Source organism: Arsenophonus sp. aPb (assembly GCF_029873475.1).
Taxonomy (GTDB): Bacteria; Pseudomonadota; Gammaproteobacteria; order Enterobacterales; family Enterobacteriaceae; genus Arsenophonus.
Genome location: NZ_CP123499.1, coordinates 1,875,154 through 1,893,549 on the forward strand (window position 1 = coordinate 1,875,154; position 18,396 = coordinate 1,893,549).

Annotated in this window: 28 protein-coding genes and 3 pseudogenes; 14 read left to right on the top strand and 17 right to left on the bottom strand. The window is 37.6% G+C overall.

The window, feature by feature from the left end:
- Positions 1-16: 16 nt before the first annotated feature.
- Positions 17-367, bottom strand: a complete 351-nt coding sequence (locus QE177_RS08380) for an HNH endonuclease signature motif containing protein (protein ID WP_280548685.1) — start codon at positions 365-367, stop codon at positions 17-19.
- A gap of 103 nt (positions 368-470) precedes the next feature.
- Between QE177_RS08380 and QE177_RS08385 the strand changes: the two genes are divergently transcribed.
- Positions 471-983, top strand: coding sequence for a hypothetical protein (locus QE177_RS08385; RefSeq protein ID WP_280548686.1), 513 nt, complete (start codon positions 471-473; stop codon positions 981-983).
- Positions 984-1,087: 104 nt separating this feature from the next.
- On the opposite strand, the gene QE177_RS08390 is transcribed toward QE177_RS08385, so the two are convergent.
- The 11 genes from QE177_RS08390 to QE177_RS08440 form a co-directional block, all read right to left on the bottom strand.
- Positions 1,088-1,537 carry a lysis system i-spanin subunit Rz gene (locus QE177_RS08390; RefSeq protein ID WP_280548688.1) on the bottom strand — a complete coding sequence of 150 codons (450 nt, stop codon included), beginning with the start codon at positions 1,535-1,537 and terminating at the stop codon, positions 1,088-1,090.
- Complete coding sequence (locus QE177_RS08395) at positions 1,534-2,007, bottom strand: lysozyme (protein ID WP_280548690.1); 474 nt, start codon at positions 2,005-2,007, stop codon at positions 1,534-1,536. Before QE177_RS08395 ends, QE177_RS08390 begins: the two co-directional genes overlap by 4 nt.
- The gene (locus QE177_RS08400) at positions 1,991-2,188 is read right to left on the bottom strand and encodes a phage holin family protein (protein ID WP_280548692.1); all 198 of its coding nucleotides are present in this window, start codon (positions 2,186-2,188) and stop codon (positions 1,991-1,993) included. The genes QE177_RS08395 and QE177_RS08400 overlap by 17 nt, the downstream gene beginning before the upstream one ends.
- A 478-nt stretch (positions 2,189-2,666) precedes the next feature.
- On the bottom strand, positions 2,667-3,047 hold the full coding sequence (locus QE177_RS08405; RefSeq protein WP_280548694.1) for a hypothetical protein: 381 nt from the start codon (positions 3,045-3,047) through the stop codon (positions 2,667-2,669).
- Positions 3,048-4,009: 962 nt separating this feature from the next.
- Complete coding sequence (locus QE177_RS08410) at positions 4,010-4,345, bottom strand: hypothetical protein (RefSeq protein WP_280548696.1); 336 nt, start codon at positions 4,343-4,345, stop codon at positions 4,010-4,012.
- A gap of 206 nt (positions 4,346-4,551) precedes the next feature.
- The gene (locus QE177_RS08415; RefSeq protein WP_280548698.1) at positions 4,552-5,193 is read right to left on the bottom strand and encodes a bacteriophage antitermination protein Q; all 642 of its coding nucleotides are present in this window, start codon (positions 5,191-5,193) and stop codon (positions 4,552-4,554) included.
- 10 nt (positions 5,194-5,203) lie between these two features.
- A complete protein-coding gene (locus QE177_RS08420; RefSeq protein ID WP_280548700.1) occupies positions 5,204-5,698 on the bottom strand; it encodes a DUF968 domain-containing protein in 495 nt (164 codons plus the stop codon).
- Positions 5,695-6,351 (bottom strand): phage N-6-adenine-methyltransferase, encoded by a 657-nt coding sequence (locus QE177_RS08425; RefSeq protein ID WP_280548702.1) that lies wholly within the window; start codon positions 6,349-6,351, stop codon positions 5,695-5,697. The genes QE177_RS08420 and QE177_RS08425 overlap by 4 nt, the downstream gene beginning before the upstream one ends.
- A complete protein-coding gene (locus QE177_RS08430) occupies positions 6,351-6,551 on the bottom strand; it encodes a hypothetical protein (protein ID WP_280548704.1) in 201 nt (66 codons plus the stop codon). The genes QE177_RS08425 and QE177_RS08430 overlap by 1 nt, the downstream gene beginning before the upstream one ends.
- Positions 6,542-7,141, bottom strand: coding sequence for a conserved phage C-terminal domain-containing protein (locus QE177_RS08435; protein ID WP_280548706.1), 600 nt, complete (start codon positions 7,139-7,141; stop codon positions 6,542-6,544). The genes QE177_RS08430 and QE177_RS08435 overlap by 10 nt, the downstream gene beginning before the upstream one ends.
- A gap of 147 nt (positions 7,142-7,288) precedes the next feature.
- Positions 7,289-7,630 carry a hypothetical protein gene (locus QE177_RS08440; RefSeq protein ID WP_280548708.1) on the bottom strand — a complete coding sequence of 114 codons (342 nt, stop codon included), beginning with the start codon at positions 7,628-7,630 and terminating at the stop codon, positions 7,289-7,291.
- A gap of 125 nt (positions 7,631-7,755) precedes the next feature.
- Between QE177_RS08440 and QE177_RS08445 the strand changes: the two genes are divergently transcribed.
- Together QE177_RS08445 and QE177_RS08450 are read left to right on the top strand one after the other, a co-directional pair.
- The gene (locus QE177_RS08445; RefSeq protein WP_280548710.1) at positions 7,756-8,085 is read left to right on the top strand and encodes a type II toxin-antitoxin system RelE/ParE family toxin; all 330 of its coding nucleotides are present in this window, start codon (positions 7,756-7,758) and stop codon (positions 8,083-8,085) included.
- Positions 8,075-8,377: a helix-turn-helix transcriptional regulator gene (locus tag QE177_RS08450; RefSeq protein ID WP_280548712.1), complete on the top strand. Its 303-nt coding sequence runs from the start codon at positions 8,075-8,077 to the stop codon at positions 8,375-8,377. The genes QE177_RS08445 and QE177_RS08450 overlap by 11 nt, the downstream gene beginning before the upstream one ends.
- Before the next feature lie 94 nt (positions 8,378-8,471).
- On the opposite strand, the gene QE177_RS08455 is transcribed toward QE177_RS08450, so the two are convergent.
- The 3 genes and pseudogenes from QE177_RS08455 to QE177_RS08465 all read right to left on the bottom strand — a co-directional run bounded on the left by QE177_RS08455 (position 8,472) and on the right by QE177_RS08465 (position 9,601).
- Entirely contained in the window at positions 8,472-8,735 is a 264-nt protein-coding gene (locus QE177_RS08455) for a DUF4222 domain-containing protein (RefSeq protein ID WP_280548714.1), read from the bottom strand.
- 82 nt (positions 8,736-8,817) lie between these two features.
- Positions 8,818-9,341 (bottom strand): annotated as a pseudogene (locus tag QE177_RS08460) (YmfL family putative regulatory protein).
- 32 nt (positions 9,342-9,373) lie between these two features.
- Positions 9,374-9,601, bottom strand: coding sequence for a Cro/CI family transcriptional regulator (locus QE177_RS08465; RefSeq protein ID WP_280548716.1), 228 nt, complete (start codon positions 9,599-9,601; stop codon positions 9,374-9,376).
- A gap of 100 nt (positions 9,602-9,701) precedes the next feature.
- On the opposite strand from QE177_RS08465, the gene QE177_RS08470 reads away from it, so the two are divergent.
- The 3 genes from QE177_RS08470 to QE177_RS08480 all read left to right on the top strand — a co-directional run bounded on the left by QE177_RS08470 (position 9,702) and on the right by QE177_RS08480 (position 10,825).
- On the top strand, positions 9,702-9,995 hold the full coding sequence (locus QE177_RS08470) for a helix-turn-helix domain-containing protein (protein ID WP_280548719.1): 294 nt from the start codon (positions 9,702-9,704) through the stop codon (positions 9,993-9,995).
- Positions 9,992-10,192 carry a hypothetical protein gene (locus QE177_RS08475; protein WP_280548721.1) on the top strand — a complete coding sequence of 67 codons (201 nt, stop codon included), beginning with the start codon at positions 9,992-9,994 and terminating at the stop codon, positions 10,190-10,192. The genes QE177_RS08470 and QE177_RS08475 overlap by 4 nt, the downstream gene beginning before the upstream one ends.
- Positions 10,193-10,546: 354 nt before the next feature.
- Positions 10,547-10,825: a hypothetical protein gene (locus QE177_RS08480; RefSeq protein ID WP_280548723.1), complete on the top strand. Its 279-nt coding sequence runs from the start codon at positions 10,547-10,549 to the stop codon at positions 10,823-10,825.
- A 372-nt stretch (positions 10,826-11,197) separates the two neighbouring features.
- Here the strand turns inward: QE177_RS08480 and QE177_RS08485 are convergent, their stop codons facing one another.
- Positions 11,198-11,662: a hypothetical protein gene (locus QE177_RS08485; RefSeq protein WP_280548725.1), complete on the bottom strand. Its 465-nt coding sequence runs from the start codon at positions 11,660-11,662 to the stop codon at positions 11,198-11,200.
- 457 nt (positions 11,663-12,119) lie between these two features.
- On the opposite strand from QE177_RS08485, the gene QE177_RS08490 reads away from it, so the two are divergent.
- The 8 genes and pseudogenes from QE177_RS08490 (at position 12,120) to QE177_RS08525 (ending at position 16,920) form a co-directional block, all read left to right on the top strand.
- Positions 12,120-12,479, top strand: coding sequence for a hypothetical protein (locus tag QE177_RS08490; RefSeq protein WP_280548727.1), 360 nt, complete (start codon positions 12,120-12,122; stop codon positions 12,477-12,479).
- Between the two features lie 58 nt (positions 12,480-12,537).
- A pseudogene (locus QE177_RS08495) lies at positions 12,538-13,368 on the top strand (DUF2303 family protein).
- Positions 13,369-13,572: 204 nt separating this feature from the next.
- Positions 13,573-14,085 (top strand): annotated as a pseudogene (locus QE177_RS08500) (hypothetical protein); the annotation flags it as partial.
- Positions 14,086-14,447: 362 nt separating this feature from the next.
- Positions 14,448-14,708, top strand: coding sequence for a hypothetical protein (locus QE177_RS08505; protein WP_280548729.1), 261 nt, complete (start codon positions 14,448-14,450; stop codon positions 14,706-14,708).
- A 12-nt stretch (positions 14,709-14,720) separates the two neighbouring features.
- Positions 14,721-14,969, top strand: coding sequence for a hypothetical protein (locus tag QE177_RS08510; RefSeq protein WP_280548731.1), 249 nt, complete (start codon positions 14,721-14,723; stop codon positions 14,967-14,969).
- Complete coding sequence (locus tag QE177_RS08515; RefSeq protein WP_280548733.1) at positions 14,970-15,539, top strand: 3'-5' exonuclease; 570 nt, start codon at positions 14,970-14,972, stop codon at positions 15,537-15,539.
- A gap of 27 nt (positions 15,540-15,566) precedes the next feature.
- Positions 15,567-15,803, top strand: a complete 237-nt coding sequence (locus QE177_RS08520) for an excisionase (RefSeq protein ID WP_280552247.1) — start codon at positions 15,567-15,569, stop codon at positions 15,801-15,803.
- Positions 15,793-16,920 (top strand): phage integrase Arm DNA-binding domain-containing protein, encoded by a 1,128-nt coding sequence (locus QE177_RS08525; RefSeq protein ID WP_280548735.1) that lies wholly within the window; start codon positions 15,793-15,795, stop codon positions 16,918-16,920. The genes QE177_RS08520 and QE177_RS08525 overlap by 11 nt, the downstream gene beginning before the upstream one ends.
- 121 nt (positions 16,921-17,041) lie before the next feature.
- Here QE177_RS08525 and icd read toward each other — a convergent pair whose 3' ends face one another.
- Positions 17,042-18,292 (bottom strand): NADP-dependent isocitrate dehydrogenase, encoded by a 1,251-nt coding sequence (gene icd / locus QE177_RS08530; RefSeq protein WP_280548737.1) that lies wholly within the window; start codon positions 18,290-18,292, stop codon positions 17,042-17,044.
- Positions 18,293-18,396: the final 104 nt, after the last annotated feature.

Here is an 18,396-nt window from a genome sequence, read left to right on the forward strand (position 1 = left end):
CGCCCCTCCCCCTGCCTTATCGGCTTCTTTCCCGGGCGGTTTTCTTGCGGTGACACGGCCAGCAAAGACTTTGCAAGTTACTCTCTGCGTCAGTGCCGCCATGGGCTTTCGCAATAATGTGGTCAACGGTTTTGGCTGTGGTGGCCAGACTGTTCTTTAAGCAGATCTGGCAGAGATATTTATCACGCTTTAATATCTGCGCACGTAATTTATCCCACCTTGTACCATAACCGCGTTGATGACGACTTTTGCCTGGCTGATGGTTTTCCCATCCTTGACTTAGATGCGCTTCACAATAGCCACTGCGATCAGTGGTTGTCTTGGCGCAGCCGCGTTTGCGGCATGCGCGGGGAATACGAGGTGGCATGGGATTTATCCGTCTTTTGTGAGCCAACATTGATATTATTTGGCAATCAATAAATAAAATAGATATTTTATCTATGCATGAAAATATATGAGATCAATAAATTATGAATGAAGATATCAAAACACAATTAAGGGAAAAGCCAGCTGTTGGGGAACAAGTAATTAATGCCCTTCAGTGCTTTATTAATAACGACAGATTCCTTTTAGAAGTAGATGCAAATGAACCCACGCTAACTAGTCAAATTGGGAGGTATCTACAAGATGAATTCCCTGACTATAACGTAGATTGTGAATATAATCGTAATATTGATGGACCTAAAAAAGTGTACTTAGTAACAGAACATTCAGGCACAATAAATACTGATTACAAAAAATTAAATCTGGTTGTTCCAGACATCATAGTACACAAAAGAGGAAATAATCATCATAACTTGTTAGTTGTAGAATTCAAAAAATCCACAAATAATGATTCCGTTGCCTACGCAAAAGATAGAATTAAGCTAGAAGCGATAAAACATGATATTCGATATACATATGGGCTTTTTATCGAACTAGAAACAAATAAAAAAGCCTTAAAACAACCAGATAGCGAAGTAAAAAACACCTACTGGATATAACATTAATAAATTTATTGATACTAAATATGACCATATAATTAACATTTAAAATGCTGCCTTTATTATTTAAGGGTAGCATTTTTTAATAATTTCATTTATTACTTTTACTTATAAACTTCTTTAACCCTTTCCCTTAACCCCAAATACTGCGCCTCTAAGGTTTCGAGCTGACGTCTGAGACGGAGATAATTTCGCCGAGCGTCAGGCGCCAGTTCGGTGGGTCTTGCATCATCCAGGCTGGAGGAGGAGGCGGTAATATTGTCGGACTTTGCACACACCGCTTTGACATACAACCGCTTAGTACCATTGTGCAGATCGTCAGTAAGCCTGGTAATTTCAGCTTTCGCATAACTAAGTTCCTGTGTCCGTTTAGTATCCAGTTGATGCAGTAATTTTACTTCTTTTAAATAGCTGTTTTTGAGCTCTGTCTGCTTGTCTAATTCAGCCACCAGCTGGTTATATTGATACTTAAGTTGGGCATAATAGTTATATAAAATTACAAGCGACGTAGAAGCTAATATGGCGATAAAAAATGGCAAAGTAGTTAATTTCATATATTGCCTGCACATATCGCTGACTCAATTTCACGACGCGTTATCAGTCCCTGCCATTTTTCCTTACCAACATAAACCCACTGCTTCATCGCTTCACAGGCGCCATTCAGATCACCGGCATTGAGTTTTTTGAGTAATGTAGAACGCTGAAAATTGCCAATGCCAACGTTATAAACAAAAGAGTAAATAGCAGCCTGAGTGAAGGTATTTATTTTTACCTTAATCAGCGGATCGACCTGTTTTTTAACCGTCTGTAAGTCACTATTAAGCCACTGTTCACACTCTGCCTGGCTATAAATATTGTTGGGTTTAATATCTTTTCCAGTATGACCGAAACAGACTGAAAGCACTCCACCGCCATCAAAATAAGGTTCGAACCTTAACCCTTCAAAATGCATTATCATTGTCGAAGCAAGTATCATCACGCCACCGCCCGCCGCCACTACAATCTTTTTAGGTATCTTCACCATAATGATATTCCTTCAATTTATATTCCTTGCGCTTGTAGTACCAATTAACCAAAAAAGTGCCTATCGTGCAGACAATGCCGACAATAGCCACCCACTGCTCTAAAGTGAAAATACTTAAAATGGTAATTAAGATGCTCCATAAATAAGCTATCGGACTGGAGTATTTTTCAGGCATGCGCATATCCACTCCCTACAGAGTGTGTCCATGTTTTTTGTGTGATGATTTAAAAAGAGTTATGCGTTAAGGGTGAAATATTATGCGTGGAGTTAACTTAACGTATTTGTATTTTAATACCAAAATAACGATATCTAAGCACCGTTATAGTATGTTTTTCCATTCTAGTGTCTTATGTAAGATTCTGGCATTAGGTTAACACATGTATTTAAAATCATGATGAGAACCTGGTATAGCAAAAACGATCTAAACGCCAGAAGCCAAAAAGCCCCCTCTAAACAAGTGAGGCTTCATACTACACATTTTTTATCCTTGGAGATATCAACTTATTTAAATAGAGTAATAAACCTTTATCATAATGGCAGCTTTTAGTTGTTTAATAATTAAAAATCCCAAAAAAACCAAAATAATTTAACAAATAGCTACTAATCTTTAAGACCAAGATACTGAAAAAATAAAAATTGTTTGTCACTATATAAAATTTTTATTTGCTAGTAATTTTATAACCAGTAAACTGGAAATTATCACCCAATTTAATCAGTATAATAAGATAAGCCTTACCATTTAACGATCTAATGCGTACATTTCCTTCAGAATCTTTAGGTGATGAGTTATCTATTTGTAATTCTTCATCTAAATATGCCTTTCCTTTTGCATTTTTTAATAAGACTACAACTGGTTCTGATTCATCCCATTGGCCATTAATATTGATAATTAGCTCTCCACCACGGTATGTATCAGCAGGAGTAAGTATTAGAATATTATTTTTAATTTCAGCAAATAAAGGGAAATCTTGAGAAAGTTCAAGACTATAATCACTAAGTTTATGCCCATCTTCAAAATTAAAATCAGCTATTACCTTCATTCTTATAGCTCCTTTCTTAAAATAATCATTAAAATGAAGCTATAGATTATTCTTTTAAAACTAAAAATGTAAACTTAATATTTAGTAAACTACATTATTTTTTAATAACTTTCATATTAAAATATTTTTACATATGCAAATTATTATAATTTTCAGAAAACTATATATTATAATCAATTATTTTTTCTTAACATTAATAAATTATATGTTTTAAAATTCCAATCCTATTAAATTTTATAAAAACTATACTAGAAGAATTTTATACAATTTGGTCACAATATCAATTCACCCCAAAAACCTGCCGTAGTAACGACCACTCCAGTACTACTTCCCTATCTCAACCTAAATAATCTAGGACAATAGTAAGATAATAAATTTCACAAAAAGGGCAACTTTTAAGATTGATAAAAATAATAAATATTTATTATTAACTTTATAAAACATCAACTATTCTAAAATTTTGTTGGTATTTATAGGATAATCAAGTGAAAAATTTATCAGCAGTAATATTTATGCTTCTATTCTCAAGTAATGTTATGAGTATCTGTCCTAAGGGATTTACATATGATCTAAGTAAGAGAATTTGTATTAATAATAACGATCAATCTATAACAGCCAAAGAACTCTGTTATGATAATAAAACAAGGAGTTTTATTCCATGTAATCAAATAACTTATACTCCTCAACTCGGCAGGGGTAAATAAGATTGTATCTTTATATAATATTACCATCACCCAACCTTCAAAATTGCTATTCCTTTCTCAGGGTAGCCTATTAACTGTTTCTCACTATCTATTACAATTTTTACCAATTAAAAATCCCCACTCTAAACAAGTGAGGCTAAGCACTATCTATCTTATTGACCTTCTATAGATATTAACTCGTTTATAGGCTAATGCGTTTTTTTATCGTAACAGTAATTTTTAGGTTTCGAAAATAAAAAGTCATGAAAATATATTTGATTACCGTATATGTTCTGGTAATTCAGTCCAATAATCATAATCTTTTTGGTTAAACGTAATATTCTCACCATTATCACACCCAGAAAAATTAACAAAACCACCACTTTCATCACAAGTGGTAAAAACTGAGTTGTAATATCCTGATTTATTAGTAATAAGATAATGTCGACTATTTTCCGCACACTGAGGCTGCTCATTTGCAGGGTGAAAATCTAACTCAACTTTTTTCCCCTGTTGCCTAGCATTGCCATCCCCAGCGCTTGCTTGAACAGAATACTGAAATAATAATGCAATAAATGGTAGAGTAAATAATATTTTTTTTAACGGAAAATGCATAAATATCCTCAATAGTTAAAATTAATATTAGTTAATTTAGAAAACATCAATCAATCTAAATATTAATACTTTTAATAATTTTTCCATAAAAATACTATCTAACAATATGTTACAACTCTGGCACAATATCAATTTAGCCTTAAATATCGCTCATTTTGTTCACTTTTGCAAGATGCAGGTTATTTTTTATTTTTCTGCCAGTTTTATTATATCTTTTTACGCATCTCACATAACGCATCCCTATCCAGGGCTTTGCAGATTGAAATCATTATTCGCCAAAATTTATCATAATTCTTTTTCCAGTTATTGCGCTTAACATTAATCAATCTAGCTAAATCAGATTGAGCATATTCATGCGCGACTAAACCTGAAGCACATTCAGCACTCTGTTGCACACACAGCCAAATCAAATTTTTTAATCTTTCTTTGACCTTTTTAGTAATTTTGATATCTGCAGTCTGATAGGTAAATTTTCGCCATAGGTATGAGCATATATTCACTTGATGTTGAAAATTCATCTCATGACAATAGCAATACAATATCCATGAGCGTTGATGATCTGCTAACTGTCTAATCACTCTTCTCTCGTGGCAGTAAAAATAAGCAGGGTACTCGATAAGCGGGATCTCTCTGCCTGATCGACGGGTTTCAGTGACTTTTACCGGATCAGTTATTCGACAAACGGAATGACCCGCTAATTTTATTTCCCGCTTTTTCACTCTTGGATACCTTTTTGTTTCCATTGCACTCTTACACGTGAGTGCCTCAAGTTGTCCAGTGTTTACTGTCCAGTCCCTAAAAGCATATTTGGCCACGCTTCGAAAATACCCTAAGTCATGCTCTGTCATAAACTGTTCCTTAACTCAATGCCCCAAGCCCCAATGATTCATCAAGAAAACCAAATAGCAGCGCTAACTGACTACCGTGCTTTAATTCCCATGCCTTTGGATCATGATGCAATTCACTGTGATGTCCCCTACATAGTGGAATACTAAATAAATCATGCGCTTTTACACCTATACCCCCGTAGCCATAACCTATAATATGATGGGCATCATCCGCTGGCTTCTGACAGATACAACACGGACGCGACTTAACCCACTGCAGATATTTTTGATTTTCCCAGCGTTTAAGTTTCGGGATTCTCATTAAGCTTGCTGGTGGGTTAGCATCGATGAGTAGATTTAGTATCTGTTTATCTATTTCACCTATCTCTTCGTCACTTAAATCGGATGGTGCCGGCATGATGACCATCCGGCCACTGAAATATGGCAATAGGTTGTTGCCTGGCTTAAACATCACAATCCCAAGTGCCTGAACCGGGATCGCAGTGAGTAAAAATCCCGTGCTCATGCTACACCCAGCCATTTTTCTGCTATCCATTTGGTTTGTGCAAGAAAGGCTTTTCCCTGTGCTATCAAATCATCACGTTTGACATAACCCGTTGATGCACCCGTCCATCGTTTATCAAACACTACAATAGCGGCAGCGAAAAAGGCGCCGGTGGATACCTGTTTTTCATTTTCTGGCACGAACCACGTGGGTACATCAAAACCAATTCTGCCACGGATAAAGGCAATGTGATCGGCCTGCTCTGGCCACCAAATTTCACTGGTGGCGGCTTTCAGCAAAAATACATAACGACCGCCTTTGTCACGCATCGCCATCGCATGATTGATAATGTGTTTAACACCCGTTAAATATTGCCCCTTGTGTTGTGTTGATCGACTGTAAGGCGGATTGGCAAATGCCGCGCCACCTACTTGCTGCAGTTTTGCTGCCCAGTCTTGCACTAATGCGTTATCTTCAGCGTGGTAGAAATGAGGGCATTTGCTGTTCTGTGCGTCGCTGAACAAATCGAGGGTGAACGGTCCATACAACACACTAATACCCCAAAATATTTCCTCCGGAGTGCACCACTCATCGCCAATTTGTTTCAGATTATGCGCTGGTCTTGCTTTCAGCTCCCTTAGCGCCTGAACATAACTGTTAACTACCTCTGCCATCAGATATTTCCCCTTGCCTGTTCGGTTTTTATCACCCGTTTCAACAACTGATATTTCTGCTCAATGTTGGAAAAAGTTAACGCCTGATCCTGCCAAAACCCTCTCAGTTCACGGATCAGCAAATAGCGACACCAACGACGAACCACACACAGCAGCGGTAACACTTCCAGTCCGTAAATTCGTTTTGCCACTAAGCGCATGTTGCCTCCTTAGCCACCTGCTCCGCCGCTTTCGCCCAAATTCCGCGCCAGGCCGCATGAGCAGAAACTTCCGTCATTCGCCTGATGCCTGACTTGCCTGCTAGTTGAGCGGCAATTTCTTCAAGCCGATTTTTAGGCTTTGAACTACTGCAAATCAATCGTCGAAACGCTTCATCACGGGCAACGGTATCGACACTCACCGCTACTTCACCGGGTTTTAACCAACGGCCATCAACACAGGCAGGTCGTCCGGCTTCTTGCCATTTTTTGGCCTTGTCAAAATATTCACTGCAGTTCTCAGGGCTAAACAAGGTTTTTGGCCGTAAGTAATCTCGCATCCGTGGATCTTTCGACCATTTGGCCACCAAGTAATCAGTAACTAAAATCAGATCACTGGCGACATAATCCTCCGCCAATCGCCCACGGATATACCCCAGGGTAGTTCTGCCTTCACGGTAGTTTGAGTGAGTCACTTGATTGAAATGAGTTAAAACCTGCAAAGCCGGATCTGGCTCGTCGGGTTCGTCATGAACCTGACAAGAGATGTTTGTTGTACTCTCTGTTGTACTCTCTGTAAGAGAACGGGTCATTTTGACCTTGTCCATCGGGTCATTTTGACTCTGTCGATCAGGCCAATTTGACCCGCTTCGATGAGGCCGTTTTGGCCTGTTCGATCAGGTCATTTTGACCTATTCGAATTTTGCTGGGTTTACGCGCTGGTGTTGCCGGTTTTTCATCTACGTCAAAATGATCGTTAAGCACTTCATGATCATAATTAATGGCGTAATAATTTGTTCTGTCATGATTGCGCTTATTAAGTTGCTCAATCGACAAGACACCAATTTTTTCAACGACGTAAAGGCTCTTTTTAACGTTTTCTCTGAAAAGTAAGGAAATTGTTCTAACCATTTCTCGAAAGTATTATAAATCCAGCGACGCCCCTCATGCTTAATGCCTGAATCGGTTTCCGTTAGCCAGTATTGCACTTGTTGCAGCACCAATGACTCATTCAGACCAATCCGCGCCGCAAGTTCGGGGATCACAATTTGAGGCCGAGTTTTTAACAGCAATAAACTCATTTATCACCTCGCTTGACTTGTGTGAAAGTTTTATTGAGCATTCTTTCAGGCTGGTAACGCCTTGAGTCAGCAAGCACATAGAAATATACTATTGGACAAAACATAACATTTTGGTTATATTGTTTATGAAATATACGATTGAGTATTACAGCGAAGAAGTTGAAAAAGACATCCTCTCCCTCCCTGACACCATTCAGGCAAGATACATTCGTTATACTGAAAAAATGCGTATTTATGGTGCTAACCTGGGAGAACCTCACACGAGTTCTTTTGGTGATGGCCTTTTCGAACTCAGGCTTAAAGGCTGTGAAGGAATAGGTAGAGTCTTTTATTGCACATTGATAGGAAAACGGATTGTTATGTTGCATAGTTTCATAAAAAAGACCAACAAGACACCTATCAAAGAACGCCAAAAAGCAGAAAAAAGACTGAAAGAGGTTAAATATGGCAAATAAACGCACCATGATGACACATGATGAATTAGTCGAAAAAATGTTATCTAATCCAAAGGTAAAAGCAGAATACGATGCTATCGCTGAAGAATTTGCTCTGCTAGATGAGATTTTAGCTGCTCGCAAAAATGCAGGATTAACACAAGAACAACTTGCTAAACGAATGGGCACTAAAGCGACCGCAATAACACGTATGGAAAGTAACCTTGCTTCTGGTGTTAGTGGACCTTCGTTTTCTACCCTAAAAAAATTAGCAAAAGCAACCGGCAAAAAATTACAAATCCGCTTCGTATAAATCTTGTCAGCCCCAATTGCTGGGCTGATAAGATAGATGCATTCATCTGCCTTCAAACTATTAACCAAAATAATACGGTTAAATAACGTTACCATCATGGCTTTACCTCAATACGTTTATAGTCCTGATGGAATTTTCTTATCGGTGAAAAGCATTGCGACCCATCTTCATAGGTAAATAATATCCAACCTTTTTTCGAGTCATAGCCAGTAAAACGCACAACACGACCCCGTTTATCACGAAAATATTGACCGAAAAGTTTCTGCTTTTGATACAAATCATTGACATGATCAATTGCCCATTTGGCGAATCGCTGACTAACGGGTATCCAGCGATCCAGATCCACCAGCAATTTCATAGCAATAAAACCAGTTTTTGCCGGAAATTGGCCGACAACGTAGTTGCGAAATACCGTGATTTTTAGTTAAACTAGTCATGCGTTAAATACTCCACACTCGTGTTTTTGACGCACGAAGCCTCAGACCGCAATTCTGAGGCTTCACCCTTTTTAGATTTGCAAAAAACAGCATAATAATGGCCCTGATTTCTGCATCACGAGCAGCCAGGTGTTTACGGTGATACTTCAATATCTCCTGCGCTTCATAATCAGTAATAACGCCATTTTGTAATGAGTTATTAATAATTTGATCGACATAACCACCATGGGCTGCGGTGCGGATGCTTTTAGTAAATAACTCAACCTGATCTAATTCATCCAGTTTTGGCGTTTCCACCAGCAAGCAATCTCTCCGTAGAGCGTAATATTCAGCCAGATAATTTGTGCCGGACAAATCCTCAATAGCCTCCAGTTCATCAACTTCAAAAAATCGACAGCCATTTTTTCATACAGATTGTTATTAAACGTCTCCAATGACATACCCAATGCGCCCGCCATCGCCGACCTGCCACCTGGCATTGATTTACACATCTTTTTGACCACTTCTTTTAACGATGCTTTACTCATGGCTACCTGCCCGAACTTTAATTAGTAGTTAATTAACTCGCTGTTTTTCGTGTATTTTTGTTTTGTAATTTTGGTGATAAAGCGCTCAGGATATTTTTTCTATCAAATTTAAGTTCTTGATCAGTTAACTCGGAAACCAAAAGAGCGTACTGCCAAGGAATTATTTCCCTCCATAAACTTACAGTACTCTTGGAGACACCCAAGGCTATAGCTGTGTTTGTTACTCCTTTAAAATGAGCAAGAACATCGGATTTATTCATGTTTCCTCCTTTTCGGGTTACAAGTTTAGATATCAAAACTTATTAAAGTCAAGAAATAAAACCATTTTTGTTTAATAATATAAACATGAAAAATACAAATATGACTGTTAACGAACGCATACGCACAAGAATGCGTGAATTAGGACTTAAAAATAAAGATCTATCGAATGCCACTAAAGCATCGAAAGGGACTGTAAGCCAATGGGTAAACGGAGGGAATGGACCATCGTCACAATACATAACTCCACTAGCAAAAATATTACAAGTAACAGAACAGTGGCTATTGCAAGGAGGTACGCGTCAAACCCCTCTAAATAATGAGACTCATATCAGAAGAGTAAGCAAAATTCCTCTGCTAACATTTGATCAGGCGGGGAATGGAGCGACATCATGAATCAAAACCCTGAACTCGTTAAATCATGGATAACAGTTAGTGAGGAGCTATCTCCATTTGCATTTGCGGTTATTATGGATAATGACTCAATGGTTAGCCAATCTGGATCTATAACTATACCTGAAGGAGCCACAATAGTCGTTGATCCTGAAGAAAAAGCCTATTACCGGAAAAATAGTTTTGTCTTATTTAGATGACAAGATTACGCCCACTATAAAAAAACTTTCTATTGATGGAAATAGTATTTACTTGATTCCATTGAACAGCAATTATAAGTCAACTCAAATAAGTAAACTAAATCAAATAATTGGCGTATGCCAACAAATTTTATTTAAGCTGCCGTAGTCACTGATCTAAAGCACTCATTTAAATATTTATAATCAATTAACCCCGCCATAGTTTATATATCAAAACTTTTTACTTGACATGTTTGTTTTGTTATATAAACTCATTATTAAAATCAGTTACTGTAAATCGGACACTAAGAGGAACTCAGCTAGCATCCTAAAGGTGATTTAACAAGCAGTTAAGAATAGTGGAAGGAAGGATTTATGAATAAACAAAAAATACTGACATCGCCTCATATGGATACCAGTATTGTTAAGGAAAAACTCAAAAAATTATTTGACGCCCTTCCCAAAGATATCCCTGACGATATCAGCAGCATGATCAGTGGCTTGCTTGACAATATCATCCTTAAGAATGGTCCGTCGACAGTGAGTGCAAGTAGTACCCTCAATGTCATCTACATTCTTGATTTCGATGAAAGTTTCTACAATCAAGTTATGGCCGCAGCCAGGGCACTTAAATCTGATATTACACATTGTTAATTATCCTTCTTGGTTGTTTGGTACTCCAAGGATACCACCGAGCCTGAAGTGGTAAAAAGACAGGCATCAAATAATTTTGATATCGTTATGTAATATGCTCTTTAACAATACGAAACCCATGTGATTAAGTGCTAATAAATTGAGAATTATATAAAAATCTATGGAGAATTAATGTGAAAATTGATGACCCAACTAAACAAAAATCAGAAGGGCAGCAAACGCTACCCTATGGCGAAAAACCTTTTATTTATGCGGCGAATTTAAACTTTGATGAACTTATTTCATGGATGAGGAACGAACTTGATATACTGGAATGCCGTAAAACAGAACTTTCCCATATTTCCAGAGAAATTAACCATCTTATTTATGCAATCAGATCTCTGGCAAATTCTCGCCCATTTTCAGCGTCTGTTCGCCTGAACCAAGATTCCAGTTTACTTTCAAGCTCCAATCTATACCAGAAGAATCTTTATTCAATTTTATCTCATTTACGTAATTGCGGGCTTGCTGAGGAAGGTTTTCCGGGGAAAGATCTTTCAGAAGAGCAAAAACAAGCGATTCTAGCGGTAAAGAATTAAGTACCTGAAGAAGCGACGGATAACGGGTAAAAAATAAATGTTTAAGTGCTTTGTCACCCTTTAAAGGTTCAAAAATTGTAGCGTTTTTTTTCCGATATTCATAAATAATTATTTCAAGCAGTAAAAATAGATAAGAGTGAATTTTTGCGCTGTCGTGATTACCCTCTTTTTTCACTAACGAGTTTTCAGCAAATTCAGAATTATAAGCGGGAAAAACCGCTTTTTGAATATCAGTAAATAATTTAGCGTAAACAGACATAAGTTATCTCTTGGTTGTTTTAGAGAACACCAAGAATACCACTGCCGCCTGAGGTGGTAAAACATGCAGGCATCAATAACCGTGTGGAGTAACGCACAAAAATAAAAATGCTGTTTGTTAGTTAATTTTCTATGTCGTAGCAATCAGCGGTTAACTATTGTCACGCTTGCCAGGGGGAGTGATGATAATGCTGTTAGTTAACCGCTTTTTATTCGAACTGATGGGTGGGTTCACTCCCTCCCTTAACGGGTGACCTAATAGTTGGGGGGATCACAATCTGGTGACGACTGAGTATTGTGAGAGAAATACCGGTGTAACAGTGGAGTGATGACAGCCGGAAAGACAGCATCCTTAACACATAAGGCCATTAACACCGGGTTTCGTTTGTTGTCCATGCAGGTAAATAAGGTAAGTGTTAGTGGCCTTATCTGTAGTAAATACTAAAGAGGATCTAAACATGAGTGAAAATAGAAAAACAGATGTTCCAGAGTTTCTTTCTGAATTAGATGCTGGCGTATTTCAAAATAAAATATCGGCTGCATTAAATCTTGTTGGTAATGGTGTTAATAAAAATGGTGGCACGGGTGAGATCCATATTGTTTTTAAATTAACCCAATTTGATGAAAATCGCGTAAAAATATCCCATAAATTGAAATTCATCACGCCTACTCGTCGCGGTAAACAATCGGAAGAAGATACAACAGAAACACCGATGTTTGTTGGTAAAGGCGGTAAATTAACTATCTTGCAGGAAGACCAGGGACAACTCTTTACGCTTGCAGGTCAAACTGACGGAAAATTAAAGTCCGTTAATTAATCATTATTCGTTAAATAACCTTTTATTCATGCTTTATTAAAAAAGTAGGAGCTTTTTTATGTCTCAATTAGATGGAACCGCCATTTCACAAATTCAGGATCTAACCGTTGCCAGTCTTCATTTAGATCCGATCAAAACAACGGATTGCCCGGTTATTGTTGTGCCCAAAAACCATGAAATCAGATCACTTGAGGCACTTAATTTAATCCGTTATCGCTTTCGTGGTGTTATGAAGACTAGCAGCATTGGCGATTTTGTTAACTATAGCATGGGATATGCACAAACTGCCGGTGTTCGCTGCTTCATTGATGCAGATACAATGACAGCAAAAACGATTTTTAATGTTGGCACACTGGATGAACCAGGTCATGCTGATAATCAGTCGCTCGTTAGTCTTAAAAAAACTCTCCATTTAAATCTCTACTAAAAATAGATGGTGAGAGACAAAGGCAAAAACAACTTGCTGAGTGGCTGGAAGACTGGCGAGATTATCTCACCGCGTTTGATGCTGAAGAAAATGCGTTAGATATCAAAAAAGCGATTAGTGCTGTCCGTCGCATCACTATTGAAGCTAGCCACTCATCTGAGCATGAAGACAACGATTTTAGTGCTAAGCGTTCCGTGCTTGAAAACGTCGAAGCGAAAAGTAAAGAGGTAATGCCTGCTTATTTTGAATTTACTTGTGTGTACCATACGACGAATTAAGTGAACGTCGGATAAAACTACGCTACAGCATTCTGACCGGTGGTGAAGTTCCTGCCTTTGTCCTGCGTATTGTTCAGTTTGAAAGTCTTGAAGAACAAATCGCACAGGAATTTAGGAGCTACTATCTGGCGCTTTTGTTGGCTCAAAAATAGAAACCTTTATCGGCTCTTTTTCCGCAAGTTAAAGTTGTTTAATAAAGCGGTCTAATTGTCAGCTATTTTGAATTTCGAACAATAAAAAAACCTGACCTCATTTAAGGTCAGGTAGCCAAATTGGCCAAATACCAGGGAAAATGTTGCTGTTAACAAACACACAACGGAAACAATATAACACAACATGATTAAATAATGATTAAAATTTATGCAAATTATGATGAGGGTTATTAATAATGGCTTATATCGCAACTTATACTAACCGGCGATTTAATTATATCGATGTGACTGAAGAAGACATTGCTCTTGGGGATATCGCTCAGGGTCTCTCTAATGAATGTCGCTTTGCTGGTCAAATCCCGCATTTTTATTCCGTTGCCCAGCATGCGGTTTATGTTAGTTATCTAGTGCCACGGGAATATGCCCTTGAAGCGCTGTTAAACGATGCCACAGAAGCTTACTGCAAAGACTTACCTACCCCCCTTAAAACACTACTGCCTGAATATAAAAAAATTGAAAATCGCATTGATGGCGTTATTCGTGAAAAATTTAATCTGCCTGCTGAAATGAGCGAAGTTGTTAATTATGCCGATCGCGTTATGCTTGCCACTGAACGTCAGTTCTTTGCGTTAGATCGTGATAATAAATGGCCAATCTTGGAAGGAATACCGGAAACAAATCTAATAACCATAAGCTTTGTATCACCAACAAAAGCAAAATACCTATTCATTGAAAGATACAAGGAATTGATGGGTAAAGAAATTAACTGTGATGCTGAAATTAAGATTATTGATATCTCCCCAAATGGAGTATATGGAAAAATTTATAATGATAGAAAAGAAAGATTTTGGGACGGTGGATTTATAAATACATCTCCTGTTATAAATTATCCAACCTATCAGTCTGATGGGTTTGTCAAAACAATTAATTCTATTTATCGCATTATTGTATGAAATACAAAAAAATTAACTGAGCAAGGAATTAAAATAAAAACAATAAATATATAAATAAATAAAAAACCAATTAAATAATTATTAAAAATAACTTTTAAATACACATGGAATTAACTCTTAGTGGAGGATTTATGTAATTAAATAATGGGGGACAAGTTATGAGTCGGCATTATATTGATAATAAATTTAAATATCATCAAACAACTGTTCACTGTTTAGAAAAAGGCATGTTCGCTATTTATCGAGGGGAATTAATTAAAGTCATTAAATTAGCAAAAAAGAAATTAACCAACAGAGGCTTTATATATGAATTTGATATAGAAGGAGGCAATGGCAAATTAATAGAAAATGGCGGCAAAAGAATAGCAGTTATAAAAGATGAAGATACCAAAAAAAGATATTTAACCTGGTATGTTTAAGGAAAACCAAATATGAAATTAATTGAAAAATGTAAAAAAGAAACAAAACAGGTCAATTATTTTGGCATTGAATTAACGGTTGATGCTGACATTAATTTTTTAGCTACTGACGATGATGGTTTTGTTTATGGCTATGTTTTTAAACCCGAATATTCTCGTGTACCAAAGGTATGGGGATCGAAAGGTGGATATGTGCCACATCCTGTTGCAAAAGTTGATCTTGGCGATAAAGACTGGAAAGAAACGTTGGTCGAGGTATAAGTGAAATTCAAACATCTTATGCTCGATCTGGAAACCATGAGCACACAATCTAATGCAGCGATTATTGCTATCGCTGCTGTTCCCTTTGAACCTTTAACCGGTGAAGTTTGTGAAGGTTTGTTTTATGAAATCGTTGATTTGCGTAATCAGGATTTATTTGATCGTCATATTAGTGGCGACACCGTCCTTTGGTGGTTATCGCAGTCTGATAATGCGCGCAATAAGATAACACAAGCTCAAACTAAATCATTACCTGATGTACTGATCAAGCTAAATCACTTTGTTATGCAGGAATGTAGCAATCAAGTCCAGGTATGGGGTAATGGTTGTTGTTTTGATAATGTCATTTTGAGGACTGCTTTTGACAGTTGCGACATAAAGCCATTCTGGCATTTTCGTCACGATCGCGATGTTAGAACAATAGTTGAATTTGGACGACAGGCAGGCATTGATCCTAAAAATGATTTTCCTTTTGCCGGTGTTGCTCATGACGCACTCGATGATGCCCTTCATCAGGTTAACTACGTGTCAGCTATCCACCAGCATTTATTAACCCCAAAAACCACTTGATTAACATTCTAAGATTGTATGGAGGTTATTGTGCAAATGCTAACTCTAGAAGAATGGGCTAATGAACGATATAGAAGTCATCATCCAAAATTAAATACTCTTCAACGTTATGCTCGCAACGGGTTATTTTATCCGCCAGCACAAAAAGAGGGTGGGATTTGGCGCGTAAGAGCAGATGCAGAGTTGGTTACAAGCTTAACAAAACCAATTATTAATAAAAGTGATAGCGCTGCCCTGAAAAGGATTTTAAACGATGGCTGCTAGACCGCGTAAAAATAACGTCAGTATTCCGAATTTATATCCCTTATATAGTCGTAAAGCAAATAAAGTTTACTGGCGTTATCGTCATCCGATAACAGGAAAATATCACGCACTTGGTGACAATGAAGAGGAAGCAAAAGCAATAGCGCTTGAGGCAAACAATAGACTAGCTGATCAACGTAGTCGGCAGGTGCTGGCTATTAGTGATCGCATTTACCGCATTAAAGGAAAATCAATTACTGTCAGTACATGGTTAGAAAAATACTGGAACATTCAAGAAGAACGCTTAAAAGAAGGTGACATAAAATTAAATACCTACAAACAAAAAAGAAAACCTGTTGAATTAATGAGAAAAGCATTATCTATAAAGCCATTACCCTTAGTTGACGCAAGGGATATTGCTGAAATATTAGATGAATATAAATTAAATGGACAAAATCGCATGGCTCAGGTCATACGCTCCGTTTTAATTGATGTGTTTAAAGAAGCTCAGCATGCCGGTGAAGTTCCGCCCGGATATAACCCCGCCCTAGCTACAAAGCAACCCAGAAGGAAAATAACCAGACAACGACTTACTTTAGATGAATGGAAAAAAATATTTGAAATAGCAGATGATGATCATCGTTATATGGGTAACGCTATGTTGTTAGCAATAGTAACTGGACAACGTTTAAGTGATATTTCTGCAATGAAATTTAACCATATATGGGATGATTATTTGCATATAACTCAAGAAAAAACCGGCGCAAAGATAGCAATACCATTGTCTCTACGATGTAATGCATTAGATATATCATTAAGAGATGTGATTACACGCTGCCGAGATGCTGTTGTTAGCCCATATCTGGTTCATTATTTTCATACAACATCACAAGCTAAACGTGGTGAAAAAGTTAAAGCAAACACACTCACAACTAATTTTAAAAAAGCGAGAAATAAAACAAATATTAATTGGGGTGAAGGCACACCAGCAACATTCCACGAGCAACGCTCATTATCAGAACGACTCTATAGAGAACAAGGAATTAATACTAAAGAATTATTGGGCCATAAAAGTCAACAACAAACCGATAAGTATCATGATGATCGCGGCAAATGCTGGATAAAAATTGTTGTTTAATTGAATATTATTTAGCTATTTTTGATAAATTGTTTTGATAATTTTTTGATAAACATTTCAATGTAAATAATAACAAACGGGAACAGTTAAGCTCCCGTTATCAATCAAGTAAAACAGACAATTACATATGGCTGATGACCGCATCGCCAAACTCACTGCATTTCAATAGCTTAGAACCCGGCATTAAGCGTTCAAAGTCGTAAGTGACGGTTTTGGCGGCAATCGCCCCTTGCATACCTTTAATGATTAAGTCGGCCGCCTCTGTCCAGCCCATGTGGCGTAGCATCATCTCAGCAGAAAGGATAATAGAGCCGGGATTGACTTTGTCTTGACCTGCATATTTCGGTGCTGTGCCATGGGTTGCTTCAAATAGTGCACAACTATCGCCTATATTCGCGCCAGGGGCGATACCAATGCCGCCAACTTGAGCCGCTAAGGCATCCGAAATATAATCGCCATTAAGGTTCATACAAGCAATAACGTCATATTCGGCTGGGCGCAACAAAATTTGCTGTAAAAACGCATCAGCAATTACGTCCTTGATAATAATATCTTTACCTGTCTCTGGATGTTTAATTTTCATCCATGGGCCACCATCCAGTAATTCACCACCGAATTCATCTTGTGCTAACTGGTATCCCCAATCTTTAAAAGCACCTTCAGTGAATTTCATTATGTTGCCTTTATGCACTAAAGTGACCGACTGACGATTATTTTGGATAGCATACTCAATTGCTGCTCGCACTAGCCGCTTAGTTCCTTCTTCTGAACAGGGCTTTATGCCGATACCACAGTTGGTCGGGAAACGAATTTTATTTACCTCCATCTCATCTTGCAGAAATTTAATTATTTTATCTGCCTCAGAGCTGCCCGCTTTCCATTCAATACCCGCATAAATATCTTCAGAATTTTCGCGAAAAATAACCATATCAGTCAATTCTGGCTGTTTTACTGGGCTAGGAGTACCTTGATAATAACGCACAGGCCGTAAACAAATATAGAGATCGAGTTGTTGACGTAAAGCAACATTCAAAGAACGGATCCCACCGCCGACAGGTGTAGTTAGCGGTCCTTTAATAGAGACATGATATTGTTGGATCAAATCGAGGGTTTCAGCCGGTAACCATACATCTTTGCCATAAATTTGAGTTGATTTTTCACCGGTATAAATCTCCATCCAAGAAATCTTTTTATCACCGTGATAGGCTTTTTTTACTGCTGCATCAACTACTTTCAACATCACCGGGGTAATATCAGCACCTATACCATCCCCTTCAATATAAGGAATTATTGGATTATTAGGAACGTTCAGCTTACCTGCTGCTAGTGTAATTTTTTCACCCTGTTGAGGAACAACTACTTTGCTTTCCATCAATCTCTCCTTTTAGTTATCTTAGCGCAATACCTATTAACTTATGGTAAGAATATTGCATGGTACTTGAATAATTTTTCTACGCCAATGGCTGTTAATTTAAG